The organism is Sphingobacterium sp. WM, assembly GCF_029542465.1.
Classification (GTDB): domain Bacteria; phylum Bacteroidota; class Bacteroidia; order Sphingobacteriales; family Sphingobacteriaceae; genus Sphingobacterium; species Sphingobacterium cellulitidis.
In genome coordinates this window covers 1868532-1893822 of the sequence record NZ_CP120709.1, presented here as the reverse complement: position 1 = coordinate 1893822, position 25291 = coordinate 1868532, and the positions used below count along the sequence as shown (strand labels likewise).

The 25291-nt window shown below is 36.3% G+C and carries 25 protein-coding genes; 11 read left to right on the top strand and 14 right to left on the bottom strand.

Annotation, left to right across the window (positions count from 1 at the left end; translation table 11 throughout):
* Positions 1 to 107: 107 nt before the first annotated feature.
* Both dctA and PZ892_RS08015 read right to left on the bottom strand, forming a co-directional pair.
* Positions 108 to 1382, bottom strand: coding sequence for a C4-dicarboxylate transporter DctA (gene dctA / locus PZ892_RS08020; protein WP_277712709.1), 1275 nt, complete (start codon positions 1380 to 1382; stop codon positions 108 to 110).
* A 141-nt stretch (positions 1383 to 1523) separates the two neighbouring features.
* Complete coding sequence (locus tag PZ892_RS08015; protein WP_277712708.1) at positions 1524 to 1955, bottom strand: SRPBCC domain-containing protein; 432 nt, start codon at positions 1953 to 1955, stop codon at positions 1524 to 1526.
* 288 nt (positions 1956 to 2243) lie between these two features.
* Here PZ892_RS08015 and mqnC point away from each other — a divergent pair, with 288 nt between their 5' ends.
* The 3 genes from mqnC (at position 2244) to PZ892_RS08000 (ending at position 4221) form a co-directional block, all read left to right on the top strand.
* Positions 2244 to 3368 carry a cyclic dehypoxanthinyl futalosine synthase gene (mqnC, locus tag PZ892_RS08010; RefSeq protein ID WP_094258014.1) on the top strand — a complete coding sequence of 375 codons (1125 nt, stop codon included), beginning with the start codon at positions 2244 to 2246 and terminating at the stop codon, positions 3366 to 3368.
* A gap of 9 nt (positions 3369 to 3377) precedes the next feature.
* Complete coding sequence (gene scpB / locus PZ892_RS08005) at positions 3378 to 3938, top strand: SMC-Scp complex subunit ScpB (protein ID WP_094258015.1); 561 nt, start codon at positions 3378 to 3380, stop codon at positions 3936 to 3938.
* 112 nt (positions 3939 to 4050) lie between these two features.
* Positions 4051 to 4221, top strand: a complete 171-nt coding sequence (locus PZ892_RS08000) for a hypothetical protein (protein ID WP_169715212.1) — start codon at positions 4051 to 4053, stop codon at positions 4219 to 4221.
* Between the two features lie 151 nt (positions 4222 to 4372).
* Here PZ892_RS08000 and PZ892_RS07995 read toward each other — a convergent pair whose 3' ends face one another.
* The 8 genes from PZ892_RS07995 to fbaA all read right to left on the bottom strand — a co-directional run bounded on the left by PZ892_RS07995 (position 4373) and on the right by fbaA (position 14902).
* Entirely contained in the window at positions 4373 to 6670 is a 2298-nt protein-coding gene (locus PZ892_RS07995; RefSeq protein WP_277712707.1) for a GH92 family glycosyl hydrolase, read from the bottom strand.
* A gap of 73 nt (positions 6671 to 6743) precedes the next feature.
* Positions 6744 to 7721 (bottom strand): NAD(P)H-quinone oxidoreductase, encoded by a 978-nt coding sequence (locus tag PZ892_RS07990; RefSeq protein ID WP_277712706.1) that lies wholly within the window; start codon positions 7719 to 7721, stop codon positions 6744 to 6746.
* On the bottom strand, positions 7722 to 10421 hold the full coding sequence (locus PZ892_RS07985) for an outer membrane beta-barrel protein (RefSeq protein WP_277712705.1): 2700 nt from the start codon (positions 10419 to 10421) through the stop codon (positions 7722 to 7724).
* A 177-nt stretch (positions 10422 to 10598) separates the two neighbouring features.
* Positions 10599 to 11126: a ferritin gene (locus PZ892_RS07980; RefSeq protein WP_094258019.1), complete on the bottom strand. Its 528-nt coding sequence runs from the start codon at positions 11124 to 11126 to the stop codon at positions 10599 to 10601.
* A gap of 171 nt (positions 11127 to 11297) precedes the next feature.
* Positions 11298 to 11660 (bottom strand): DUF6686 family protein, encoded by a 363-nt coding sequence (locus PZ892_RS07975; RefSeq protein WP_277712704.1) that lies wholly within the window; start codon positions 11658 to 11660, stop codon positions 11298 to 11300.
* A gap of 379 nt (positions 11661 to 12039) precedes the next feature.
* Positions 12040 to 12381: a ribosome-associated translation inhibitor RaiA gene (raiA, locus tag PZ892_RS07970; protein WP_094258021.1), complete on the bottom strand. Its 342-nt coding sequence runs from the start codon at positions 12379 to 12381 to the stop codon at positions 12040 to 12042.
* Positions 12382 to 12394: 13 nt separating this feature from the next.
* Positions 12395 to 13282, bottom strand: a complete 888-nt coding sequence (locus PZ892_RS07965) for a tyrosine-type recombinase/integrase (protein WP_347176399.1) — start codon at positions 13280 to 13282, stop codon at positions 12395 to 12397.
* 540 nt (positions 13283 to 13822) lie between these two features.
* The gene (gene fbaA / locus PZ892_RS07960; protein ID WP_094258022.1) at positions 13823 to 14902 is read right to left on the bottom strand and encodes a class II fructose-bisphosphate aldolase; all 1080 of its coding nucleotides are present in this window, start codon (positions 14900 to 14902) and stop codon (positions 13823 to 13825) included.
* Positions 14903 to 15079: 177 nt separating this feature from the next.
* On the opposite strand from fbaA, the gene PZ892_RS07955 reads away from it, so the two are divergent.
* The 4 genes from PZ892_RS07955 to PZ892_RS07940 all read left to right on the top strand — a co-directional run bounded on the left by PZ892_RS07955 (position 15080) and on the right by PZ892_RS07940 (position 18861).
* Complete coding sequence (locus tag PZ892_RS07955) at positions 15080 to 15424, top strand: Spx/MgsR family RNA polymerase-binding regulatory protein (protein ID WP_277712703.1); 345 nt, start codon at positions 15080 to 15082, stop codon at positions 15422 to 15424.
* A 7-nt stretch (positions 15425 to 15431) separates the two neighbouring features.
* Entirely contained in the window at positions 15432 to 17393 is a 1962-nt protein-coding gene (locus PZ892_RS07950; RefSeq protein WP_277712702.1) for a M1 family metallopeptidase, read from the top strand.
* 3 nt (positions 17394 to 17396) lie between these two features.
* The gene (locus PZ892_RS07945) at positions 17397 to 18101 is read left to right on the top strand and encodes a hypothetical protein (protein ID WP_277712701.1); all 705 of its coding nucleotides are present in this window, start codon (positions 17397 to 17399) and stop codon (positions 18099 to 18101) included.
* A gap of 109 nt (positions 18102 to 18210) precedes the next feature.
* Positions 18211 to 18861 (top strand): NAD(P)H-binding protein, encoded by a 651-nt coding sequence (locus tag PZ892_RS07940; protein WP_277712700.1) that lies wholly within the window; start codon positions 18211 to 18213, stop codon positions 18859 to 18861.
* Here PZ892_RS07940 and PZ892_RS07935 read toward each other — a convergent pair.
* Complete coding sequence (locus PZ892_RS07935; RefSeq protein ID WP_277712699.1) at positions 18858 to 19421, bottom strand: DUF1543 domain-containing protein; 564 nt, start codon at positions 19419 to 19421, stop codon at positions 18858 to 18860. The genes PZ892_RS07940 and PZ892_RS07935 overlap by 4 nt on opposite strands.
* 73 nt (positions 19422 to 19494) lie before the next feature.
* Here PZ892_RS07935 and PZ892_RS07930 point away from each other — a divergent pair, with 73 nt between their 5' ends.
* On the top strand, positions 19495 to 20391 hold the full coding sequence (locus PZ892_RS07930) for a serine hydrolase (protein WP_277712698.1): 897 nt from the start codon (positions 19495 to 19497) through the stop codon (positions 20389 to 20391).
* Positions 20392 to 20406: 15 nt separating this feature from the next.
* Here the strand turns inward: PZ892_RS07930 and PZ892_RS07925 are convergent, their stop codons facing one another.
* Positions 20407 to 21999 (bottom strand): GMC family oxidoreductase, encoded by a 1593-nt coding sequence (locus tag PZ892_RS07925; protein WP_277712697.1) that lies wholly within the window; start codon positions 21997 to 21999, stop codon positions 20407 to 20409.
* A gap of 373 nt (positions 22000 to 22372) precedes the next feature.
* Between PZ892_RS07925 and PZ892_RS07920 the strand changes: the two genes are divergently transcribed.
* The gene (locus tag PZ892_RS07920; protein WP_277712696.1) at positions 22373 to 22807 is read left to right on the top strand and encodes an Rrf2 family transcriptional regulator; all 435 of its coding nucleotides are present in this window, start codon (positions 22373 to 22375) and stop codon (positions 22805 to 22807) included.
* A gap of 39 nt (positions 22808 to 22846) precedes the next feature.
* On the top strand, positions 22847 to 23245 hold the full coding sequence (locus PZ892_RS07915) for a group III truncated hemoglobin (protein ID WP_277712695.1): 399 nt from the start codon (positions 22847 to 22849) through the stop codon (positions 23243 to 23245).
* Between the two features lie 128 nt (positions 23246 to 23373).
* Here the strand turns inward: PZ892_RS07915 and PZ892_RS07910 are convergent, their stop codons facing one another.
* On the bottom strand, positions 23374 to 23889 hold the full coding sequence (locus PZ892_RS07910) for a thioredoxin family protein (protein ID WP_277712694.1): 516 nt from the start codon (positions 23887 to 23889) through the stop codon (positions 23374 to 23376).
* Between the two features lie 83 nt (positions 23890 to 23972).
* Here PZ892_RS07910 and PZ892_RS07905 point away from each other — a divergent pair, with 83 nt between their 5' ends.
* On the top strand, positions 23973 to 24431 hold the full coding sequence (locus PZ892_RS07905; RefSeq protein WP_277712693.1) for a hypothetical protein: 459 nt from the start codon (positions 23973 to 23975) through the stop codon (positions 24429 to 24431).
* Here the strand turns inward: PZ892_RS07905 and PZ892_RS07900 are convergent.
* Positions 24428 to 25168: a sulfite exporter TauE/SafE family protein gene (locus PZ892_RS07900; RefSeq protein ID WP_277712692.1), complete on the bottom strand. Its 741-nt coding sequence runs from the start codon at positions 25166 to 25168 to the stop codon at positions 24428 to 24430. The genes PZ892_RS07905 and PZ892_RS07900 overlap by 4 nt on opposite strands.
* Positions 25169 to 25291: the final 123 nt, after the last annotated feature.

The following is a 25291-nucleotide window of genomic DNA, read 5'->3' as shown; positions in this document are numbered from 1 at the left end:
ATTAATCAATGTGTTAATCATCAACGAATAATCAAATCCAATTGTTTTTATTTTTTATTGAAATAAAGCAAAAAAAAATCGTCCTTAGGACGATTTAACATTTTGTATCAATTGAGTTCCACATGAGCCGACCCCAATTTTTCATGCATCAGGTCTTCATCAAGGCCTTTTTCATATTTAGCGACAACAATGGTTGCTGCAGCATTTCCAATAATATTGGTCAATGCTCGAGCTTCACTCATAAAGCGATCGATACCTAAGATCAATCCCACAGCTTCTACAGGGATATGCCCCACCACAGGTAATGTTGCAGCCAATGTCACAAATCCACTCCCTGTCACCCCAGCTGCACCTTTGGAAGTCAGCAACAGGACTAATAATAAGGTAATCTCTTGCTCTAGGCTAAGATGCATATTCAAGGCTTGCGAAATAAATACTGCCGCCATCGTCAAATAAATACAGGTACCATCCAGGTTGAAGGAATATCCCGTCGGTATAACCAACCCAACAATTGGTTTGGAACATCCTGCATCTTCTAGCTTCTGCATTAACCCCGGCAATGCGGATTCTGAGGATGATGTTCCTAAGACGATCAACAACTCCTCCTTGATATATTTTAATAGCTTGAAAATATTGACTTTAGCATAAAAATAGAGTACAGAACCGATTACGCCGACAATAAAGACAATACAAGTCCCATAAAAACTCAACATTAGCAATCCTAATGAGGATAAAGCTTCAATACCATATTTACCTATGGTAAATCCCATGGCCCCCATGGCACCAATTGGAGCTAAGTACATAATCATTTTGATGACTGCAAATAGCCCCTTTAAAAAGGATTGCAAAACATTGATAACCGGTGCAGAGGCTTTCTCTCCAATTTTTGTAAGGCCAACACCAAACAACACTGCAAATAATAATACCTGTAACAAATTATCAGAGGCTACGGCAGCAATAACATTATTTGGTATAATACTTAGGATAAAATCCATCACACTATTGTGCTCCTTGGATTCTTGAATATAATGGGAAACTGCTGAAGGATCTAGAGTTTGTGGATCTACATTCATCCCAGTTCCCGGTTGCATTAAATTAACAAATATCAATCCTATGATTAATGCGACGGTGGTCATGATCTCAAAATAGACCAATGAACTCAAACCAATCTTTCCTACTTTCTTGATATCCTGCATCCCTGCAATTCCTATTACAATGGAACTGAAGATCAATGGAGCAATAATCATTTTGATCAGTTTGATAAAACCATCACCTAATGGTTTCAATTTTACTGCAAAGTCTGGATAAAAAACTCCACATAAAATTCCGATAATAATTCCTAAAATAACTTGAACGTAGAGGCTCGAAAGGATTTTCTTCATAATTAAGTTTTGCGCTTTAGTATAATAAGGTTACAATACTAAATGTAAAAAAATTGAAGCCTTTTTACCATTAAAAAAATCAATAAAAAATGGATTGTCATTTATATAAATGATAACCAATCATTTAATTCCTTAAAAATGTCACAACTTCTCTATGAATTTTGTTAATGAATCCCCTAAGATTCGTTCCCAGCCAGTTTCAAACCGTTCTTGGGAGAATTGATCACCCGCATCCTTAAAGTGTTCAAGCCCCTCGTGGGTTAAATGTAGCGTGGTCGCTCCACGACGTGGGATAAATCGCCAAGTGATAATGGAATTCCCTTGTGGTAATTTGGAATGACGCCAGGTAAAACGAAATAACTCCCCAGGCTTTACCTCCAATACCTGACATTGATGAAAATTTTTGTTTTCCTGCTCCATTTTCGAAAATTCAAACTCGGCACCCACTTCGGTACTGAAATTTGGAATATCAAAAAACCAATCTTTTAGCTTTTTTTTATCAGTCATAGCTTGCCATAAGGCAGCAGGTGAAATCGGATATGTTCGTTCAATATGGATAATGTCTTGGCTCATCTATGACCTCCTTTGTAGTGTACCTAAATATAAGATTTTTTCAGCTTAGCTAAGTTAAATTTCCGTAAACTGAACGTAAAATAAATGTAAGCTTATTATTAAAACAACTAACTGATTTATAAGTTTTTAGATATTAAATTTTATTGTAAAATTTAATTTACTTTAAAGTAACACCAACCCCATTTTCTCAAGACACTGATTAAGTGTTTATTATGCATTTATTCCCCCATTTTCATTTCTATTATTCATCTTTCGATTTCATGAAATCCTCCGTATCTTTGTTAGTACATGAATGTAAATAATCTGTTAGAACGGGCTTTAAATTTTGACTTCTTAAGCAAAGAGGAAGGCATGTTCTTATATAACGAAGCAGCAACTGCTGACTTAGCCTATGTTGCCAATGAATTACGTAAAATTCAGGTCCCTCACGGGAAAGTAACTTGGCAAATTGATAGAAATGTCAATACAACCAACGTATGTATTGCGAACTGTAAATTCTGTAATTTCTTTAGACGTCCTGGTCATGAAGAAGCCTATATCACAGATATTGAAACCTATAAACAAAAAATTGAAGAAACTTTCCGTTATGGAGGAGATCAACTTCTTCTACAAGGTGGACACCATCCTGATCTGGGATTAAATTTCTACACAACCTTATTTAAACAATTAAAGGAATTATACCCTAGCCTTAAATTGCATTCCCTAGGTCCACCGGAAATTGCCCATGTCGCTAAACTGGAAGGTATGAGCCATCTGGAAGTCCTTCAGGCAATGAAAGAAGCCGGCTTGGATTCTTTGCCAGGGGCTGGTGCTGAAATCTTGAACGATCGTGTCCGAAGATTGATTTCTAAGGGTAAATGTGGCGGACAAGAATGGTTAGATGTTATGCGTGCTGCTCATAAAATCAACCTGCCAACTTCGGCGACCATGATGTTTGGTCATATTGAAACGCTTGAAGAACGATTTGAACACTTGGTATGGATTCGTGAAGTACAAAGTGAAAAACCTGCTGATGCGCATGGATTTATCGCTTTCATACCTTGGCCTTTCCAAGATGATGGAACCTTATTAAAAAGATTGCGTGGAATCACTAATGATGTTACGGCTGACGAATATATCCGCATGATAGCCTTAAGCCGTATCATGCTTCCGAATATCAAGAATATTCAAGCTTCTTGGCTAACGGTGGGTAAACAAACCGCTCAGATTTGCTTGCACTCTGGGGCCAACGATTTCGGATCAATTATGATTGAGGAAAATGTCGTTTCTGCAGCTGGAGCTCCACACCGGTTTACGTCAAAATCCATTCAAGACGCTATCTTAGAAGCTGGTTTTGAACCGCAATTAAGGACGCAAACTTACAAGTTCAGAGAACTTCCTGAACAAATGGAAGAACAGGTTATTAATTATTAAGATTTCGATTTGAAAGATATTATTTTAAATATTGAAGCCATCATATTTGCATCTTCCGAAGGAATTAGCCAAAAGGACCTTAGGGAAATCCTTCAAGATGCTTTGGCCATTGAAATAAGTAAAGTTGAACTAGCTGAATTTATTGGTAAATTAAAAGCTAAGTATGAATCTGCTGATTATGCCCTAGCCTTAGTATCCATAAATGATCAGTTACAATTTCTGACCAAACCTGAGTATCATGACGCAATCAACCAACTACAGGTTCATAAGGAAAGAAAGAAACTTAGCCAATCAGCTTTAGAAACTCTTGCTATTATCGCCTATAGGCAACCCATTACCAAATTGGAGGTGGAACAGATTAGAGGAGTGAATTGTGATTATTCAATTCAAAGACTATTGGATAAGGGATTGATACAAATTGCTGGAAAAGCCAATAGCATCGGAAAACCTTTGCTATATGCCACGAGTGGTGAATTTATGAACCACTTCGGATTGTCCAGCACCAAGGATCTCCCTCAGCTTAAAGACATTGTCGCCGAAGAGAACAGTATCGGTGAAATTGTTGATTAAAATCAAATTAAGTAGGATTTTAAATTGTTCTAATTATTTTGAAAAAAAATTTATGAATTGAATTTTCTTCTATAATTTTACATAACAAAAGAAAAATATCATAATAAACAACATGGCTACAATGCAAGCAATTGAAACAGATGTAAAAGTTGATGAAAGAGTTCTCAACTTCAACGGTCCTGACGACGATGATGATTTTGATGATGATGATGATTTCGGATTAGATGATATCGATTCGATCGGAGGATATGATGATTTTGATGACGATGATGAAGATTTTTAATCTTCTCTTGCCATAATGCAATTAATTTACCTGAAATACATCTCGTAAAAGAACATGTGCGCGCCCTGAATTCAGGGTAAGATAAAGATCAAATAAAAATAGGCTTGGATTAATCCAAGCCTATTTTTATTTGATTCTAAGTCTTAATTCTTTATTGATCATCCTTACTGATCGAATAAGGTAAATCTCCTTTATTGATTCCTCTTTTCTTATTAGGTTCAGACCCCATATCAAATTGAAGATTGGCTCCTTTTAACAATTCACTATGATTGATATAGTTCTTTGTATAATTCTTGCCATTCCATTTCATGTTTTGGATATAACGGTTCTGATCTGAATTGTTCTTGGATTCAATATTAACCTTCTTACCATTGCTTAGATGTAAGGTCACTTTGTCAAATACTGGTGATCCTAATACATACTCATCTGTAGCTGGTGTAACAGGGTAAAATCCGATTGCTGAAAACACATACCATGCTGAGGTCTGCCCGTTATCTTCATCCCCACAGTAACCATCCGGATTCGGTGAATACATTCTATTCATAGTTTCGCGAATCCAATATTGTGCCTTCCAGGGTGCCGCAACATGGTTATATAAATAAATCATGTGCTGTATCGGTTGGTTACCATGTGCATATTGACCCATATTGGCAATCTGCATCTCCCGAATTTCGTGGATTGGGAACCCATAATAACTATCATCAAATACTGGAGGTAAAGTGAATACAGAATCCAACTTGATTTCCATAGCCTTATGACCACCTAATAATTTAGCAAGACCTTCTACATCTTGAAAAACTGACCAGCTATAGTGCCAACTATTACCTTCTGTAAATGCATCTCCCCATTTGAATGGATTGAATGGCTTGGACCATGATCCATCCTTATTCTTTCCACGCATCAAACCTGTTGCCGGATCGAATAGTTTTTGATAATTATAGGCTCGCTTTTTATAAAAGTCTTTATCCGTTTGCGGCTTATTTAGTGATTTAGCCAATTGATAAATCGCAAAATCATCATATGAATATTCTAAGGAACGAGCTGCGTTTTCATTGATTTTTACATCATATGGCACATAGCCCAATTCATTGTAATACTCTGCTCCTGCTCTACCTACAGCTGTCATAGGACCGGCATGGTTTGCACCTTTCAATACCGCCTCATATAAGGTTTCAATATCCTTCGAACGAACACCCTTAACCCAAGCATCGGCAACAACTGATGCTGAATTATTTCCAACCATAATATTTCTATAGCCAGGACTCGCCCACTCTGGCAACCAGCCTCCTTCGCGGTAAGCATTGGCCAAACCTTCTTGCATTTTTTCATTAATCTCCGGATACATCAAGTTCAGGAATGGAAATAATGCACGGAATGTATCCCAAAAGCCAGTATCGGTAAACATATAGCCAGGAAGTACTTTCCCATTATATGGCGAGTAATGCACAACTTCTCCTTGAGCATTGATTTCATAAAACATTCTTGGGAACAATAAGGAACGATACAACGATGAGTAGAAGGTACGCATCTGATCAATATTTCCACCCTCTATCTCAATTTTACCTAATTCCGTATTCCAAATATTTTCACCCTTCTTTACTTGCTCATCAAAGGTTACAGCATCAAGCTCTTTTAGATTGATATCAGCTTGCTCTGCACTAATAAATGAAGAGGCAGCTTTCATCAATACCTGATCGCCAGCATTTGCATTCTGGAAGCCTACAATAGCACCAACATGATTGGCTTTCACCATATACCTGCCATCCGTCAGTACCGAATCCGCAAAAGTTGAAACATTTGCAAACGGCTTATCAAAGGTCATCACAAAGTAGTTCTTGAAATTCTCCGGAACTCCACCACTATTTTTTGTACTATAACCGATGATTTTATTTTCTCTAGGAATGACTTCCACATAGGAACCCTTATCAAAAGCATCGATTAGCACGAAAGCTGAATCGGTCTTAGGAAAGGTAAATCTAAAGTAGGATGCTCGCTCTGTTGGAGTAAGTTCTACTTTGGTGTCATAATCAGCTAAATAAACTGAATAATAATGTGGCTTTGCAATTTCCGCCTTATGCGAAAAATAACTCGCCCGTTTATCTTGGTCAAAGGTCTTATTATTGACCATGGCCATAATCGAGAATTGTCCATAATCATTCATCCATGGGGATGGCTGATGGGTTTGTTTGATCCCGCGAAGTTTCTCCGCAGTATAAGTATACATCCATCCGTCTCCCATTTTCCCTGTTTGAGGACTCCAAAAGTTCATCCCAAAAGGTAAGGCAATTGCCGGATAGGTATTACCACTGGACAAAAAATAAGTAGACTGCGTACCTACCAGAGTGCTCACCAAATCAATAGGCTTCTCAACCTTACCAACTTTCTGGGCAAATCCCGATAATACCGTGCTACCTATTAAAAGAGCTGTCGTAAGAAATTTTATGTTCATTTTTTAATAAATAGGTTTTTATCAATTTTCTAAATATAGTAAAATAAATCACAAAATAGACAGCTAAAAGTATTTAGCTTTCCATTCTAAGCACTATTTTACCGTACTGTCCTGAACTCTCAAAATCGCGATGTGCCGCTACAACCTCCTCTAAGGGATAGATTTTTGTTAACAATGGCTTTACCTCCCCTTTTTCAATAAGAGGTAAAATATTTGTTTCAATTTCTTTGGTTAACCTGGATTTGAATTCAATATCCCTACTGCGCAAAGTCGACCCGGTCAATAAGATCCGTTTCTGCATCAGCTTTAAAAGATTCAACTCCACCTTGGCTCCTGCTACTGCATTGATCTGGACCAAACGACCATCTTCATTCAATATATTCAGATGTTTATGGAAATACGCTCCACCTATACTATCTAATATAACATCCACACCCAAATCCTTCAATACCTTCTCAAAATCTACTTCTTTATAGTTAATGGCAATATCAGCACCTAGTTCTAAAGCTATTGCTTTCTTCTCCTCAGAACCGACCGTCGTATATACAATCGCACCAAAACTCTTAGCTAATTGAATAGCTATGGAACCGATACCTCCTGTTCCGCCGTGAATCAAAACATGCTCAGCTTTTCGTAATCCTCCTCTTTCAAAAAGATTATTCCATACCGTATATATGGTTTCAGGTAAGGCTGCTGCCTCTTCAAAGGATAGGTTTTTAGGCTTCTGTAAACAAACCCTTTCTGAAACACATACCTGCGAAGCATAACCAGCTCCCGGGACTAAAGCCATCACCGAGTCCCCAACCTTAAATCTCCGAGCAGATGGCCCAACGGAACGAATAATACCAGAAACTTCCAATCCCGGAATATCCTGAGGAACACCTTCCATTGCTGGGTAATTCCCTTTTCGCTGAAATACATCTGGACGGTTAATGCCAGCTGCCTTAACTTCAATTAATACCTCTTCGCCCTTCGGATTCAAGTCCTCTAGGTTGTTTTTTATCTCAAACACTTCCGGCCCACCAAAGCCTTTCATTACTGCTGCTTTCATCTATTTGTTAGGATAAGTTTGCAACCTCAAATTAAAGGTTAACATAAAATATCGACCAAGTCGATTGTTCCTGGATTCAAAGACATCATTTCCAACATAGGAGGTCATAACTCCGACGTTTTTATTCTGGTCCATAATATCATTACACTGAAGCCTGATCAAGGCCGCCTTATTCTTTAAAAAACTATATTCTAAATAGGTATTGATAATAGTTGGATTTACATCACTCAATTCACTTACATAACCATTATAGAATTTCTGCGATACCTCGGCACCAATAATAAATTTATCCGTTAGATACCCACGTCCAGCCAAACTCAATAAAAATGAATGCGCTGCAATCTTATTTTTGTATGGCAATTCATAGGTCGCCCTGTTCAAGAAATAATTGGTATTAAAAACTGATTCAAAATATTCATTCGGTAAGTACCTTAATTGAACATTCTGATTAAACAAGACTTGCTTAGTGGTACTCTTTGCGCTATCGATGTATGATAGGTTATTATAATAATCTACATTTCCGGATAGTCCAAGGTTCAAAACATCCGAGAAAACTGGAGAATTGAACTCATAATACCATTTGATATCGTAATAACCATCTGTGTTTTCAAAAGTAGTTTCCTGAATGGTCTCATTTGAAATAGCCCGCTTTGCAGTAACAATCTTATTTGCAATAAAAGTATAGGCAAAATCAGTCTGAAAATATTGTCCTCGAGTTGGCACAAACTTTCTTAAAGTCGTCGAAAACTGATTGGAAAATTCAGCCTTCAATGCTGGGTTACCAACGATAATATTCCGTGAACTGGAGTTATCTCGCACCGGAGAAATATGCAGAAACGTAGGCTGAATATTCTTTCCTAAATAAGCAACCTTTAGTTCCAAATCATTGCTAAACTTATAGCGAACCGTGGTCGAAGGCACCAGATTCACATTGTTGTATTTATATTCCGTGGAATCTCCTTTTACACGTCCTGAAAGATTTACCGGTTGAACTGAGAACCCCATGTTGACCCTAAATTTATTATTGGGTTCATACTGATAATTCAAGCCTGTCTTAAAACTCTTAAATTGGTAAGCATAATTCATCGCCAAGGAATCTACATATCCTCCACCTAAGAAATATGGATCTCGTACCGTACGAACTGCCTCAATATTGGTAATATCCATATCATGGAAAATCTCCAATAAACTATGTTCATAGAAAGGCTCAACATAGGATATGGAGGTTTTTAATCCTGAACCATCGTTTCGCGCATCCACCAATTGGCGCTGCTCATAGCGACTCTGTGTCGGTATTACTCCTGTTGAATCAAAACGCTTATAATATTCAGAAATAACATCATCCTTGGTTAAGGATTGATAATTTAGCTTCAAATCTCCAACCAACTTTCTACCAGGTTTCTTGAAATACTTCGAGTATAACATCGAAATATCCGCTGATGGTTTACTATTGATGGAAGTGTCTTGTCGATTTCCCTCATCCCTGATTTTACGATTTGTTAAATCAGTACTCCTATGGTTATAAAAGTATTCTCGATTATATGAAAATTTAGGACTGATCTTTAATACATCATTGTTCTTGAACTTGGCGTTCATTTCCAAATTGAAGGTATGCATATTATCATAGGACCTATTGGTATACTTTTCAAACCGATGGATATTATATCCTGGATAGGAAGAAGTCAACAAGGAAGTACCTTCAGTAAGATTGAACTTGCTCTGATAGGAATATCCACCATTAATACTCACTCTTTCACCGAGGTTATCCGTGAAGGAAATCCCAATTGAACCTAATTTATTCAAACCATCATTGGGATCCGAAAAATCTCCGACTTCGGAAAGATCCGTATTTCTACCACCAGCACCATCTGGAGATCCAAATAAAAATAAACTGGTATTGGTATTATTAATGGACCCAACTATTGACATCTCCTGTCCATCATTGAATTTATTGATCCCTAAACTACCAATAAATCGATCACTCGTTCCGGCCCCTAAAGTTCCTTGTCCAAAGGTTATCCGCTTCTTATCAGGTTGTAAAACGATATTGATAATCTTTTCCGGTTCCGTGGTTTTTATTCCTTTGGCGGTAGAAAGATCTCCATAATCATTGATCACTTCGATCTGCTTCACAAACTCTGATGGTAAATTCCGTGTTGCCGTCAATAAATCTCCACTAAAAAACTTCTTCCCATCCACACGTACTCCCCGAATCAATTGTCCATTATAATAGGTTGTCCCATCCCGTAAAACCTGAAATCCAGGTAGCATTTTAATCGCTTCCTCCAATAAGGAATGCTCCGGAAAAGAAAATGCCCGCATATTGAACTGTATGGTGTCACCTAAATCAATGACAGGAATAATCTTTTCGACACGAACTTCGGGAATTAAGGTAGACTGTGGATAGAGGGTAACCCTTGGAATCAATATCCTGTTAATAAAAATAGTGGTTGCCACACTCTTGTTTATGATCTGAAATCCAAGCATGCTAAAGGAAATATTAAGGTTTTTCCCTTTGACATTATTGAATCTATAGAAGCCATTTTCATCGGTAATGGCACTCATTGTGTCTAAATTGCTAACTAATCTTACTGAAGCGCCTTTCATGCCCAAACCAGTGCTATCTGCGACAACACCTTCAACAGTTTTCAAGTCAACTTGAGCTTGTAGCTCCGGAAGACCTAAAAATGTAAAAAGCAAAATAAGTATACTTGACCAGTAATTTCTCACAGAGCAATAGACTAAATTGGCATTCTAAAATCCACTAATTTACGATAAACTGAAATTTACTTATAAAACGTATAAACTGAAAATAATTGTATAAAAAAAAGGGGCTAAAATAACATTTTAGCCCCTTTTTTATTTTTTTAAAAAATATTATTCGCCGTCAAAGGTAACTTTCACCAAATGGCGGTCAATTTCCCAACGACCAGTACCTTCTTCACCAATAACATCGAACAATTCTAGGATACGTCTTGCAACATATTCTTCCTCTACTTGCTCTTCTAAGAACCATTGGATAAAGTTAAAAGTAACAAAGTCTTTTGCTTTGAAACATTTGTCAGCAATTTTGTTGAATTGCTCAGTTACGAACATTTCTTGCTCTAATGTTTGCTCAAATACTCCTCTGAAGGATTCAAAATCTACAGGAACATTTGTGATTTCTGGAGAAATCGCACGACCACCACGATCACTGATGTATTTGAAGATCTTTAACATATGTGTACGCTCTTCGTCTGATTGCTTAGCAAAGAAATCTGCTGCATTATCAAGACCTTGATCATCACACCATGCAGACATTGCTAAATATAATGCTGATGAATGTGCTTCGATTTTTACTTGAGCATTCAATATGTTTTCAATCTCTTCGGAGATAGATGTTTTTAATTTCAATAAATCTTTCATAATAAATTTTCCTTTTTATGTAATAACATTGAGAAACCTTATGTTGATTTCTGTTCTACAAATATAAAGGGAAAAGAAAAAATTAGTATGAAAAATATGCAATACAAATTCAGTCTAAATTAGCTAAAAAAATAGCTAATTTATTTAGAATCAATATAATTATAAAGAGAGTTAAATTGCCAGGATTGCTTTCGACTGAAGGCAAGCTTTTATCTCACTATTTAGCTCTATCATAAATTTTGCACCCGATAAAATCTCCTTTAACTTAAGGATATCCTGTGGAGACAGAATAAAGATACTATCGGTTCTAAATGGCATAACAATCTCAAAATCAAACGCTCTGGAGGAATTATTCAACATCAACTCGATATCAATCGAATCAATCCTCTTCTTAAAAGCAAAGAAATCCCGAACCTTAAAGGCAGTAGTACTTCCTTGAAAATCTAACCAATAACAGTTTTTACGGCTACATTGGTATACAGCCCCACTCTCCGTTTGGAATATTTCTTCAAAGTTTGCTAATGGACAAATCATGCGCTTATTTCAATTTGGAACAAATCTAAATATTGTTAAGAATTATTCCAAATAAAAGTAGTATTTAGTATTGAGTATTTAGTATTAAGATAGTGGAAAGGAAAATAGATATGAGAAATGAGTATTGAGATGTGTGATAGAAAGTCTGAAATAAAGTCGCCAAACATCAATTTTCAAAATATCTAGCCCCCTTCCCTAGCAGTTCTACTATCTCAATACTCAAATCTCAATACTCACATCTATTTTCCACTATCTCAATACTCAAATCTCAATACTCACATCTATTTTCTACTATCTCATATCTCACATCTAACAATATTTTATCACAAGAAAAGGCTCCTTATTTTTGGAGCCTTTTCTTGTGATTAAAATATTGTTATTAAAATTCTTCTTCTTGATTTAATACTTCTTTGTGATTACTTAGATTAGTCCTTGTTTTGGTTTTGTGTTTGTTAATCTGTCGTCTAATAGATTCGATGGCAATATCAGTTGCTTCTTCGAAACTTTTAGCTTGTGCTTTGGCAAACAATTGATTACCAGGAATATTAAATTTAAGTTCAACTATTTTGTTCGCCTCATCTTCTACGTTTTCAAGCCTGAGGTAACATACTCCTTCGATAATGTTATCCAAGAATTGATTTAATTTTTCCGTTCTCTTCTTAATGAACTCGATTAGCTTACTGTCAGCATTAAATTTAATAGATTGCACTGTAATGTTCATTTTTCCTCCTTTTTTAAGCTTTTGGATGTGCTTGTTTATAAATTGATTTTAATCGTTCAGCTGAATTATGGGTATAAACCTGTGTTGCCGATAACCCAGCATGACCTAATAATTCTTTAATGGCATTTAAATCTGCACCGTTGTCCAACAGGGCTGTCGCAAAGCTGTGCCGCAATACATGCGGACTACGTTTCTTTTGGGAAGTTATACTGCTTAAATATTTTTTAACAATTCGGTATATCAGTTTAGGATATGCTGCCTTCCCTTCTTTGCTAACGATCAATTCCGATGAATTGTTTTCAAAATTCTTGGCTTTCTTTAATTCCAGGTATTTTTTCAATTCATCCACTAATGTTTGGTGAATCGGAACAAAACGCTCCTTGCTCCTTTTTCCGAATATAAGTATTTTTTTATTATAAAAATCAATATCCTCCGCCTTTATTTTTAATAATTCCGCCAAACGGATACCGGTTCCAAATAATAGTTCCAACACAATAAAATCCCTGATTTCCTCAAAATCACCCAAACCGGAATTCATCTGCTCCAGCAACCGAACCATCTTGTCTTTCTCCACAACAACCGGTAACTTCTTGGCTGTTTTTAAAGATTTAATCAAGGTGATAGGATTCTGGCTGATCAATCCCTCCCGCATCAAGAATTTATAGAATGACTTTAATGAAGAGATCGCACGGTTTACAGATGTCGCTTCCTTTCCATGCTCCTTTAAAGTAGAAAAGTAATACCTTAAAAATCGATAATCAACCTCTTCAAACCTTAAACCCTCTACTTCCACAAAATGTAAGAACGATGTGATCTCACGCTCGTAAGCAATGATGGTATGCTCAGAATATCGCTTTTCAAATTTTAAATAATTAATAAATCGCTCCTTGTACATCTTCATTTGCTTCTTAATGTAATATTAAGGATAATAAATCGTAAAATATGTGACAACAGACAATTTTACATTTGACTTATTTTACATTCTTAAAGCTCTAGACCTTATTCCAGCATCCCTATAATTATATACGTCCAATTTACTCATTTTAGTACCCGCAAATCACATATTTAATTATTATTAACAGTTCCACCCTATTCTCAGGCATACCTGAAAAATCCCGTTGGGACTAATAAGATTTTAATCCATTCCAAATTCAAATCTAATTTTAGGATTTAACGGATATCAACCGGACTTTCTCCGGACCTCCTTCGGACATTGGTCGTAAAAATTCGAACAAGGTCCGACTGAAATCCGGAGAATCTGAGGAGAAATTCCGGTAATATGGGGTTCTTGCCTTGTTGTAATACTGAATGAATATCGAGGTACCTATTTAGAAGTAAAAGGATTAGGAGATCAGATTTTAGGAATTAGAAAATTTAGGGCACAAAAAAAGAGCTGTTCCTATGAACAGCTCTTCTATATTGGTTAATTCTTTAAAAAGAATTACAATTTATCATTCGCATTGATTGCGTTCAATTCAGCAAAAGCTTGCTCTAAACGCTCCACAAAAGCTTCTTCACCTTTACGTAACCAAACACGTGGGTCATAGTATTTTTTATTAGGAGAATCAGCACCTTCAGGGTTTCCGATTTGAGCTTGTAGGTAATCATGGTTTTTAGCCTCGTATTTTCTAACGCCGTCCCAGAATGCCCATTGCATATCCGTATCGATATTCATTTTAATCGCCCCGTAAGAAATTGCTTCCGCGATTTCTTCAGGTGAAGAACCTGAACCACCGTGGAATACAAAGTTTACAGGTTTCTCAGCTGTAAGATTAAATTTCTCACGGATATACTCTTGAGAATTATGAAGGATTACAGGTTGTAATTTTACGTTTCCTGGTTTGTAAACACCATGAACGTTTCCGAATGCTGCAGCAACAGTGAATTTATCAGAAACCTTAGATAGTTCTTCAAATGCATATGCCACCTCTTCAGGTTGAGTATATAATTTTGAGCTATCTACATCCGAGTTATCAACACCATCCTCTTCACCACCAGTTACACCTAATTCAATCTCTACAGTCATACCTAGAGGTTTCATACGCTCTAAATATTTTTTAGAAATCTCAATATTTTCTTCCAATGGTTCTTCAGAAAGGTCTAACATATGAGAAGAGAACAAAGGTTTGCCATGAAGAGCAAAGAATTTTTCACCAGCATCTAATAAACCATCAATCCAAGGTAATAATTTCTTAGCAGCATGGTCCGTATGTAAAATTACAGCAACACCATAATGTTCTGCTAATAAATGTACGTGCTGAGCAGCAGAAATTGCACCCAAGATACATGCTTGTAATTTATCATTGTTTAATGATTTACCAGCATAGAACTGAGCACCACCATTTGATAATTGAATGATTACCGGTGAGTTTACTTTCTTAGCTGTTTCCATCACAGCATTGATAGAATCTGTACCAATAATATTTACCGCAGGTAATGCGAATTTATGCTCTTTAGCTATCTCAAATAGCTCTTGTACTTGATCTCCAGTTAAAACTCCTTTGAAATCTTTTAGGCTCATAGTATAATTTCTAAATTTTATAAATATCAATAAAGATAAAGTTTTTTTGTTACTTCAAAGAATATAGTGTAAAAAATACACTAAGAACTTTTCCCCCTTCCATTTCCTAATCCAATAGCAATTAAATATTTTATTAATATCTTTAGCTGAATATATTCATTCAAATAATTATTAAATATGCTTCAGGTATACGGTATAAAAAATTGTAATACAGTAAAAAAAGCCATCGATTGGTTAACAGAAAACAAAAAAGAATTTGTTTTTCATGATTATAAAAAAGAACCAGCTACACTTGAAAAATTAGAATCGTGGGAGAAAGAAGTCTCCTGGGAACAATTATTGAATAAAAAAGGTACGACCTGGAGAAAACTTAGTCCAGAAGATCAAGCCACCGTTAAAGACTCCAAAAGTGCGAATAAAGCATTATTATCCAATAATAGCATGATTAAAAGACCTTTGATCGAAGGCCCTAAGGGCATCATTTTAGGTTTTGATGAAGAAGAATACAAATCTAAATTATAAACGAAGCATGAATAAATCTATTATTAAAATATCCTTAGGCCTATTACTGGCGCAAGCAGGTATTTTACAAAGTACGTTTGCTCAAAAGGTTGAAAGTAAATATGATTACAAAGAGGCCTTCAAACCTGGGTTCTACACGACCAATGGAAATGTATATCGCTCGGCATCCGGAAAACCAGGGCAATTATACTGGCAAAATGCTGCAAGCTATGATATCAAAGTAAGTCTTGATGATAAAACCCATGAGGTAAAGGGAACTGTAAAAATCCATTACACCAATAATAGTCCAGACCAACTGGATTTTATTTGGCTACAGTTGGAACAGAATTTATTTAATCAAAAATCAATTGGACAAGCAGTTGTTCCATTGACCAATAGTCGATACGGTGACTCAAGCTCTGACTTCAACGGTGGTTACAGTATTTCCAATGTAACTGGTGGCGGAAAGAAAGATGTGAAATATAGTATTAATGATACCCGTATGCGAGTTGACCTCCCTACTCCTTTGGCAGCTAATGGCGGTAAAACGGAAATTAGCATGGACTTCTCTTATATAGTTCCACAATATGGAGCTGATAGAACGGGTATCCTTCCAACTGAGAATGGTGACATTTATGCAATTGCTCAATGGTATCCTAAAGTATCTGTTTATGATGACATTACTGGCTGGAATACACTACCTTACTCTGGTCCAGGTGAATTTTACCTTGAATATGGAGATTTCAACATTGAGGTTACTGCTCCAGCAAACCATATTGTTGTTTTAGGTGGTGAATTATTGAACCCAGAAGAAGTTTGGACCAAGGAACAGTTGGACCGTTATAACAAAGCTAAGGCTAGTGATAAGACGGTTATTATTCGTTCTCAAGATGAGGTTACCAATAAGAACTCTAGACCCAACAAATCTACACTGACTTGGAAATATCGTTTAGAAAACGCAAGGGATGTTGCTTGGGCTTCTTCCAAAGCATTTATTATTGATGGAGCAAAAATGAATCTTCAGGAAGGTAAAACTGCTTTGGCATTATCAGCTTATCCGAAAGAAAGTAATGGTGGAAATGCTTGGGAAAGATCCACAGAATATACGAAGGCATCCATTGAATATTATTCGAAGAAATGGCATAATTATCCTTACCCGGTAGCAGTCAATGTGGCTTCCAATGTAGGTGGTATGGAATATCCGGCAATTGTATTTTGTGGTAGCAAGGCAAAAGCTGGAAGTTTATGGGGAGTAACGGACCATGAGTTTGGACACATCTGGTTTCCTATGATTGTTGGGTCAAATGAACGTCTTTATGCATGGATGGATGAGGGTTTCAACACCTTTATCAATGACCTTTCGACAGAAGCCTTCAATAATGGTGAATACTTCAGAAGAATGGGTGATAGAAATGCGATGGCCAAAGCGTTGATGCATCCGAATTTGGAACCAATTATGGTTTCTCCACAAGGCATGAAAGAACGTAATATTGGTCTTTTGGCATATTACAAACCAGGATTTGCTTTACGTTTATTAAGAGATGAAGTATTAGGTCCAGAAAGATTTGATGCTGCTTTTAGAAAATACATTGATTATTGGGCATACAAACACCCTACTCCAAATGATTTTTTCCGTACCATTGAAAATGAAACCGGAGAAAATTTAAATTGGTTCTGGAGAGGATGGTTCCAAAACAACTGGGCATTGGATCAAGCAGTCACTGAAGTTAATTATGTTGAACTAGATCCTGCAAAAGGTGCTGTGATTAGTATTGAAAACTTACAAAAAATGGCAATGCCTGTAGTAGTGGAAGCTACAACGGTAAGTGGCAAGAAAGTAAGAAAAAAATTACCAGTTGAAGTTTGGGAAAGAAATACAACCTGGAAATTTGTCTTGAATACTACAGAAAAGCTTTCAAGCGTTAAAATAGACCCAGACAATGTTTATCCTGATATTAATCCGGAAAACAATACCTGGACATCAAAATAATTTATGAAGATAAACAAGAATTTATGGTTAATAGTTATGTTGTTTTTGGGCAACATAACTATTTCCTTTGGGCAGGAAATTAAAGGGATAGTTTATGATTTGGAAACCAGTAAAAAAATACCGGAAGTACAGATCAAGAACTTAAGGACAAATGATGAGGTAAAATCCGATCTACAAGGAAATTTTACCATTCCGGGTAAGCTTAATGATTATTTAAGTTTAATGGTACGCGGCTATGACCGTGATACAGCCTTCATTTATCAAGAAGGAATTACCAGGATTTATCTTGTAAATGATAAAAGTACGATTACCATTGATGAGGTCGTCGTATCAAAAATTACAGATAGCCGCTTAACGCGTGAGATTGAGCGTGCAAAGAACAACAGCAAGGCTGCAGAAACAAGCCCTACTCGAGGAGGTCTACGAGTTTCACCATCCAGGTTATTTGGCAAAGAAGCTAAACAAGCCAGAGCTTCCATTGAAATATTAGAATTAGAAAGAGAACAAAGAAATGTGGATCGTGTGTTTACAAACGATTTAATCCTTTCATTGATTCCAATGGAGAAACAAGAACTTCTTCTATTTAAGGATGGATACAGACCATCTTATGAATTTATCAGACAGGCTTCAAAAGAAGATTTAACAGCCTACATTATTGATTCTTATGCGAAGTTCAAAAGGAACAAAGCAGAGCCAATCAAGCAATAATTATTGGATTTGAATTAAACATTTAACCATATAAATTGTATAAGAACAGGTTGGCAATCCGTGATTAATGGAAACCCAACCTGTTTTTTTTAATTAAAAACTATATACTATGAAGGTAGCATTAATTGGAGCAACAGGATATGTTGGTTCTCATATTTTGGAAGAACTTATTCATCGGAATTTTGAAGTCACTGCCATCGCAAGGCATGTTGATGACATCAAGGATAAACAGAATGTCATCGCTGTACAAATGGATGTGATGCATGACACTAGTCTTGGAAGTGCATTAAATGGTAATGATGTGGTGATTTCGGCATTTAATGCAGGCTGGACTAATCCGGAGATATATGATGATTATTTAGCAGGATCCAGACATATCTTAAAAGAATTAAAGGAAACTGGAATAAAGCGTTTCATTGTCATTGGAGGTGCAGGAAGTCTTTTAGATGAAAATGACAATAGGCTTGTTGACGACCCTAAATTTCCAAAGGAGATTAAACCTGGTGCCTTGGCGGCAGCGGATTTTTATGAAATTATCCAGCGTGAAGATGAATTGGATTGGACTTTTTTAAGTCCTGCCATTGAAATGAATCCATCTGCAAAAGGAAGTAGAACTGGAAAATACAGAACTGGAACTGATCATCCTGTATTTGATCATGATGGGCATTCCATGATTTCAGTTGAAGATTTAGCTGTAGCGATTGTGGATGAAATTGAAAATAAGAACTTTATTAAAAAAAGATTTACAGTAGGGTATTAACCCTGCTGTAAATTTTGTTCCATTAATTTACTGATCTTTAAATACCCCACTTCCAAAGGATCCTCAACCCCTTCCGTATTAGGTACAATCTGAATTTGGTATTTTTCTTTTAACGTTGAACTGAGCATATCCGAAACTTCATAAATATCATCAACATCAATTCCGTATTTATCATCGATATGGGAGGATTCATGATGTTTCCAAAACACTGTATCTTTTGCGACTTTTGTCGCTTCGGCTAAATCTTTCGCAACCACTAATTGCTTGTAATGATATTCCTCCATGTCATTGGGTTTATATCCACCTAGATTTACAAAAAAAAGTTTTGGCGAATCAATTAACTTTGATTCAGACTTTGGCAGAACCTCAATCCGATATGTAGCTATCTGAGATACTTTTCTCCAGGAATCAATATGCATTTTACCTTCCAATGCTGGCCAAAATTCATTCATTTGAGGAACCAAATCCTTCAAGTTATTTGCAATTCCAAAGAATACATCATGCTGTTCGGTAAACCTTCCGACCGGTTTTCCACCAATCACAATCATAAATAAATCCATAGTATTTGATTGTATTTTAATTATCCCTTATTATTTTTTTATCTTCGATTTTATAATAAAATTAAAATTTACCATGAAGAATCTAACCAGTTTATGTATTATTTTTTTATTTCTTGTATCACAGGTACATGGGCAAAAAACTGATAAAAAACTTGCCGCCAAAATCAATCAAGCCATTGAAGGCTTCCAAGGCGATGTAGGTATTTATGTCAAGCATTTAAAGCAAAATAAAGAAGTAAATATCAATGCAGACAGTATTTTTCCAACTGCGAGCGTGGTTAAGGTTCCGATTCTGGTGGGGGTATTTCAGAAAATAAAAAATGGGGAATTAAGATTAGACCAAAAGTTCATGTATCGAGATTCGAGGGCTTATGGCGGTTCTGGTCTTATGCAATTTTTTAAAGACAGTACAGAAACTGATCTTTCTACACTTATTGGCCTGATGCTAAGTTATAGTGATAATGTGACTTCTATTTGGTGTCAGGAGTTGGCTGGAGGTGGTCAAGCCATTAACCCAATCATGGATCAGTTGGGATTGACCAATACAAAAGTGAATTCCAGAACTGTGGGTAGGGAAGATATTTGGAAGAAATATGGTTGGGGTCAAACTACGCCAAAAGAAATGGCAAATCTATATGAGTTTATTAGAAATGGAAAAGTAGTTTCTCCAGCACATTCAGATAAAATGTATAGATTCTTAAAGAACCAATTTTACAATGAAAGATCATTATCTCAATTTCCGGCTGAAATAAGTACCATCGACAAAACAGGTTCATTGGATGAATCACGGAACGAGGTGGTTCTGGTAAATGCTCCACATGGTGATTTTATATTCTCTATTTTCACCAACAACAATAAAGATCGGAGCTGGACAAAGAGCAATGCAGCTGAGAATTTGACCAAGAAAATCGCCAATATAATTTGGAATCACTACGAAGCTGATTTTACGCCTTATCCTCAAATCGACTAAGAGAATACCAGATTACTATAAATTACCTTTTTTTATTTCTTCCATTGCGTAATGACAGGCTCTGGCGGTTAATGCCATATACAGAATTGAGGGGCTTTGGTTTCCGGTACTTGTCATACAAGCACCGTCGGTTACAAATACATTGGGACATAAATGCAATTGATTCCATTTGTTCAACATAGAATTTGTAGGACCAGTACCCATCCTCACTCCTCCCATTTCGTGGATATCTAATCCAGGAGCGATTTTGTTGTCATGTGTATTAATATTCTGACAGCCTGCTACCTTAAGCATTTCTGCACTTTGGGTGAGAAAATCCGCCAGCATTTTTTCATCATTGTCATCATAATCCACGGATGTAATCAGTTGGGGCATTCCATACTTATCTTTTTCAGTAGCTGATAAACTCACTTGATTGGAGGCTTTCATAATCGTTTCACCTTGCATATACATATACACATACCATGGTCCAACTTCACTTAGATTATCCTTGAAAGCAGCTCCCACTTCAGGGAGATTCTTATCAATCCTACCTCGATGTCGTCTTGCCGCAAGAAAGGTTGTATATCCTCCTACGAAAGGACGATCCTGTTTTCCTAAGTTCACATAATTGGCTAGAATATTTTCTGAGGGATTTCTACCAAAATAATAATCCTCCAAAAATCCTGGGACATCCGCAGAAACTGAGCCTCTATAATTATGAAAACCAATATATTTCCCCAATAGTCCATGGTCATTCCCCAATCCATGCGGAAAGCGTTGCGACTTAGAATTTAGAAGAATGAGGTTCGAATTTAAGGTTGAAGCATTTAAAAATATTATCTTGGAATAATAAGTAGTCTCTTCATTTGTTTCCGTATTCAAAACGCGTACTCCAGTGGCCTTACCTAGCTTTTCATCGTAAAGAATTTCTTTGACCAAACTGTTGGGTTTGAGGGTCAGGTTTCCAGTCTTTTCTGCCCAGGGAATGGTTGATGAAACCGAGCTAAAATAACCTCCAAAAGGGCAACCACTCATACAGGCATTTCTAGCCTGACAATTTACTCGACCTTGTTGTTTATGGATATCCTTGGCTTCAGTTAAATGAGCCCAGCGTGCATGAACGAGATATCTGTTTTTATAGTGATTTAGAATGGAATCGCGAATATGAAGTTCAACTTTATTAAAATCAAATGGGGGGAGAAAATCGCCATCGGGCATGGATTCAAGATGATCCTGCGTTCCACAGACGCCAATATATTTTTCGACATGTGAATACCAATCGGCAACATCATCGTATCCAATAGGCCAGTTCATGCCATAATTCAATCTTTCAGGGGCTGTAAATTCAAAATGGCTCCAGCGTTGGCATGCACGACCCCAAATGAGCGACTTCCCGCCAACCTGATAACCTCGAATCCAATCGAAAGGTTTCTCTTGTATGTATTCTTGATCCTTATCCTTGGTAAAAAAGTGCTTGTTGCTCTCTCCTATTCCAGCAGCCCTACTTGCAATTGGATTTTCTTTACGAAATGCTTTGCTGAGTCCGCCAGCATGAGGAAATTCCCAAGGATCCATATTCGCGGTAGGATAATCAACAATATGCTTGACATTCCTACCACGTTCCAAAAGAAGCGTCTTTAAATTTCCTTCACAGAGTTCCTTTGCTGCCCAACCCCCAGAAATCCCAGAACCTATAACAATGGCATCAAAATATTGATCCGTAAATTGATCGATTTTATTATCTATTATCCATTGTACATAAATTTTACAGTTGAATCTGCTATTTCTGAAAATTGAATATTCTACTTTCTAGGAATTCGATGCTTTTAAGTAAATGGCTATTAGAAACTAATTAACTAAATAATCAGGATAATTACAAACAACTCACAAATAGCTAATTACAATAAAACCTAGAATCATAATAAAATGACATTCATATTTAAGACAAATCACTCTTAAATGAAAAATACTCCTTATCTTTGGTTCATAGAAATAAGATATGTTTTCAAAAGCCTGTGAACACGGAATAAAAGCGGTGATATACATTGCCACGCAATCTTTGGATGGGAACCGCGTAAAAATTACGGAGGTTTCCGAGCATACTGGTACGCCAGAGGCATTTACAGCAAAGGTATTGGGATTATTAACGAAGCATAATGTCCTACATTCTATTAAAGGCCCTTTTGGGGGATTCGAAATGGACCATGATCAAATCCATCAAACTACCCTATCGCAAATAGTCAAGGCGGTGGATGGAGATGAGATATTTATGGGTTGTGGATTAGGGCTAAAAGAATGTAATGCCTTAAAGCCATGTCCCATGCACAATAGCTTTGTGAAAATAAGAACAGATTTAAAAGATATGCTAGAAAGTACAACGGTTTACCAATTGGCAGTCGGCTTAATATCTGGAGAGAGTATTTTAATCAGGTAGATTGATTACGAAAAGTTTAGAGAAGGAAAAGTAAAAGTAATGGAAAATCAAAAACGTGACATCCAGAATATGGATGATATAAAGGCGGTAGTAAATGAATTTTACGGATATATCCGTGAAGATGATTTATTAGGCCCTATATTCAATGGTATTATTCAAGACCGATGGCCAGAGCATTTGGAAAAGATGTATAGATTTTGGCAAACGGTTTTATTGGAGGAACATACCTATTATGGTAGTCCATTTCCTCCCCATGCGAAACTTCCAGTAGAGAAGCGTCATTTCGACCAATGGTTAGCGTTATTTTCTAAAACAGTGGATAACTTATTTGCTGGAGAAAAGGCAGAACGCGCAAAATGGCAAGGAGCACGAATGGCAGAAATGTTCCAATATAAAATTGAATATTATCAAAACAATAACCTTAAGCCACTAATTTAAAAAACCATATAACAACTATTTAGATAGGCTATATTCCAAGCTATTTTTTTAAGCTGGGAATATTGTTATAGTTGCTTCTATTTAAGCAAAAAGAAAAGAGCTATAATTTATCATTATAGCTCTTCTTATTATTTTTTAGGTAGCCATTCCTTAAAGAAGTCGAGGACCTTGGTTTCATCATATCCCTTTCCTGCTTCCAAGTTGCCACTTTCCCTAGTCGTCAAGACTTTTTCATTACTATCCATGACAATAAAAAAAGGATAACCATATTCATTTCCCTTGCCTGGCGCATATTTATTAAAAACTGCTTCATTCTTATTTTCTGGAGAAAAATTCAAATGATAGTAAACAAAATTTTGATCCAATAATTCATCAATCTTCTTGTTCTGATGGATAAAATTATTAAATCTTAAACACCAAATACACCAGTTTCCACCCGCTTGAATAATGATATTTTTATTTTCTTTCTTCGCTAATACGACTAAACTGTCAATGTCTTTTTGGGCATCGGCTTCCGGATGATAAGGCTTAGCCAGGGAGTCTAATTCAGGATTCACTTTTTTTGTCTGGGCATAACCTTCAAATTGTAATCCTGATAAGAACACTGCTAGGCTGATTCCTAATATTAAAGTCAATTTCTTCATATAATAGATTTTTCTAAAGTAAAAACGATACGAATTTAATTATTCGTATGTAATTTTAGCATCATTTTATATATTCATTATCGGTGTACCATTATCTTTTAATCCTTCACTCCTATTTCCGTTGGCTTGTATTATTTGCACTACTTTTTCAAATAGTTTGGATATTTATCAATCACAGAAAGAATAAGGTCTTTAGCAGCAAGGATTATCAAATACTGATTGGATTGACCATTATCTATGATATTCAATTCTTTATAGGCTGGGTATTATATCTCAATAGTCCATTGGTCACAGCCTTTTGGAAGGATATTTCAATTGGTATCAAAACCCGTCAGCTCCGTTTCTTTGGCTTGGAGCATATGTCCATGATGACTTTGGCAGTCATGATAATTAATATCGTGACTCTGCTGGTAAAGAGGAAAGTAGGAAGTAATGGATTCACATATTTATGGAAGAGATATATTTGGATCGGTTTGATGATCTTAACCTCCATACCTTGGTCATTCTCACCTTTTACCAATAGACCAAATTTCAGATTCTAAGGTCCCGTCGATTTCGTAAAGTAATTGATTAACTGAAAGATTGAAGTCAATATCACGACAGCTAATACGATATATTTAAAAACTCTTTCTGAGGTGTACTTTAATATAACCTTACCAAGATAACTACCCAAAATACTTACCAGGATCAAAAAAGGAATAAGTTTGATATATTCAGCAGGGAAATAACCTTGAGCCACATAAACAACTGCACGGCTGAAATCCACGCCCAGGTCTATCAATGCGGAGGTTGCAATAAATATATCCTTTGGCAAATTAAATGCAGCTAGAGTAATTCCACGAATTGCCCCACCTGTGCCTACGAGACCAGCAAAAAAGCCTGAAATTACACCACCTAAGTATAAGTTTTTATTGGATTGCTGCAGCGGTTTATCAAATCGGAACAATAAGAAAATAGCCAGGCAGGCAATTAGAATGTTCATGCCTAGTTCCATTTCCTTAACGGGAACATATTTGGTCAACATAGCTCCAATGATGACAAAAAGAACAGCAGGGATACCTAATTTGACTGCGATATCCTTATTGATTCCTTTCCGGAATAAAGTAATCTTTGAAATATTACTAAAGACATGAAATACCGCGGTAATTCCTAAAACAGCTTTGAAATCAAAAAATAAAGAAGCCGTCGGGACAAAAAGAATAGAAGATCCAAATCCAGATACAGTACCTATGATCTCGGTAATAAGCGCTAATACTAAGAAGTAGAAATACTTTTCCATCAGAAAAATACTTAGGTAAATTGTTAATAATGTTTTTCTAGCAAATGAATTGCCGTTTGGTTGGGCAAAGATAGGTTTTAGAACTGAATATTAGCCTTGAAAATCATTGAATTGGAGGATATG

Excerpts from the sequence above, each read along its gene's own strand:
- PZ892_RS07945 (WP_277712701.1), top strand. The coding sequence starts at position 17,397 with ATGAAGATAAACAAGAATTTATGGTTAATAGTTATGTTGTTTTTGGGC.
- PZ892_RS07935 (WP_277712699.1), bottom strand. The coding sequence starts at position 19,421 with ATGGATTTATTTATGATTGTGATTGGTGGAAAACCGGTCGGAAGGTTT.
- PZ892_RS07990 (WP_277712706.1), bottom strand. The coding sequence starts at position 7,721 with ATGAAAGCAGCAGTAATGAAAGGCTTTGGTGGGCCGGAAGTGTTTGAG.
- PZ892_RS07955 (WP_277712703.1), top strand. The coding sequence starts at position 15,080 with ATGCTTCAGGTATACGGTATAAAAAATTGTAATACAGTAAAAAAAGCC.
- PZ892_RS07920 (WP_277712696.1), top strand. The coding sequence starts at position 22,373 with ATGTTTTCAAAAGCCTGTGAACACGGAATAAAAGCGGTGATATACATT.
- PZ892_RS07995 (WP_277712707.1), bottom strand. The coding sequence starts at position 6,670 with ATGAACATAAAATTTCTTACGACAGCTCTTTTAATAGGTAGCACGGTA.
- mqnC (WP_094258014.1), top strand. The coding sequence starts at position 2,244 with ATGAATGTAAATAATCTGTTAGAACGGGCTTTAAATTTTGACTTCTTA.
- dctA (WP_277712709.1), bottom strand. The coding sequence starts at position 1,382 with ATGAAGAAAATCCTTTCGAGCCTCTACGTTCAAGTTATTTTAGGAATT.
- PZ892_RS07980 (WP_094258019.1), bottom strand. The coding sequence starts at position 11,126 with ATGAAAGATTTATTGAAATTAAAAACATCTATCTCCGAAGAGATTGAA.
- PZ892_RS07940 (WP_277712700.1), top strand. The coding sequence starts at position 18,211 with ATGAAGGTAGCATTAATTGGAGCAACAGGATATGTTGGTTCTCATATT.
- PZ892_RS07930 (WP_277712698.1), top strand. The coding sequence starts at position 19,495 with ATGAAGAATCTAACCAGTTTATGTATTATTTTTTTATTTCTTGTATCA.
- PZ892_RS07910 (WP_277712694.1), bottom strand. The coding sequence starts at position 23,889 with ATGAAGAAATTGACTTTAATATTAGGAATCAGCCTAGCAGTGTTCTTA.
- PZ892_RS07965 (WP_347176399.1), bottom strand. The coding sequence starts at position 13,282 with ATGAAGATGTACAAGGAGCGATTTATTAATTATTTAAAATTTGAAAAG.
- PZ892_RS08000 (WP_169715212.1), top strand. The coding sequence starts at position 4,051 with ATGGCTACAATGCAAGCAATTGAAACAGATGTAAAAGTTGATGAAAGA.
- PZ892_RS07900 (WP_277712692.1), bottom strand. The coding sequence starts at position 25,168 with ATGGAAAAGTATTTCTACTTCTTAGTATTAGCGCTTATTACCGAGATC.
- PZ892_RS07915 (WP_277712695.1), top strand. The coding sequence starts at position 22,847 with ATGGAAAATCAAAAACGTGACATCCAGAATATGGATGATATAAAGGCG.
- PZ892_RS08015 (WP_277712708.1), bottom strand. The coding sequence starts at position 1,955 with ATGAGCCAAGACATTATCCATATTGAACGAACATATCCGATTTCACCT.
- raiA (WP_094258021.1), bottom strand. The coding sequence starts at position 12,381 with ATGAACATTACAGTGCAATCTATTAAATTTAATGCTGACAGTAAGCTA.
- PZ892_RS07975 (WP_277712704.1), bottom strand. The coding sequence starts at position 11,660 with ATGATTTGTCCATTAGCAAACTTTGAAGAAATATTCCAAACGGAGAGT.
- PZ892_RS07950 (WP_277712702.1), top strand. The coding sequence starts at position 15,432 with ATGAATAAATCTATTATTAAAATATCCTTAGGCCTATTACTGGCGCAA.
- fbaA (WP_094258022.1), bottom strand. The coding sequence starts at position 14,902 with ATGAGCCTAAAAGATTTCAAAGGAGTTTTAACTGGAGATCAAGTACAA.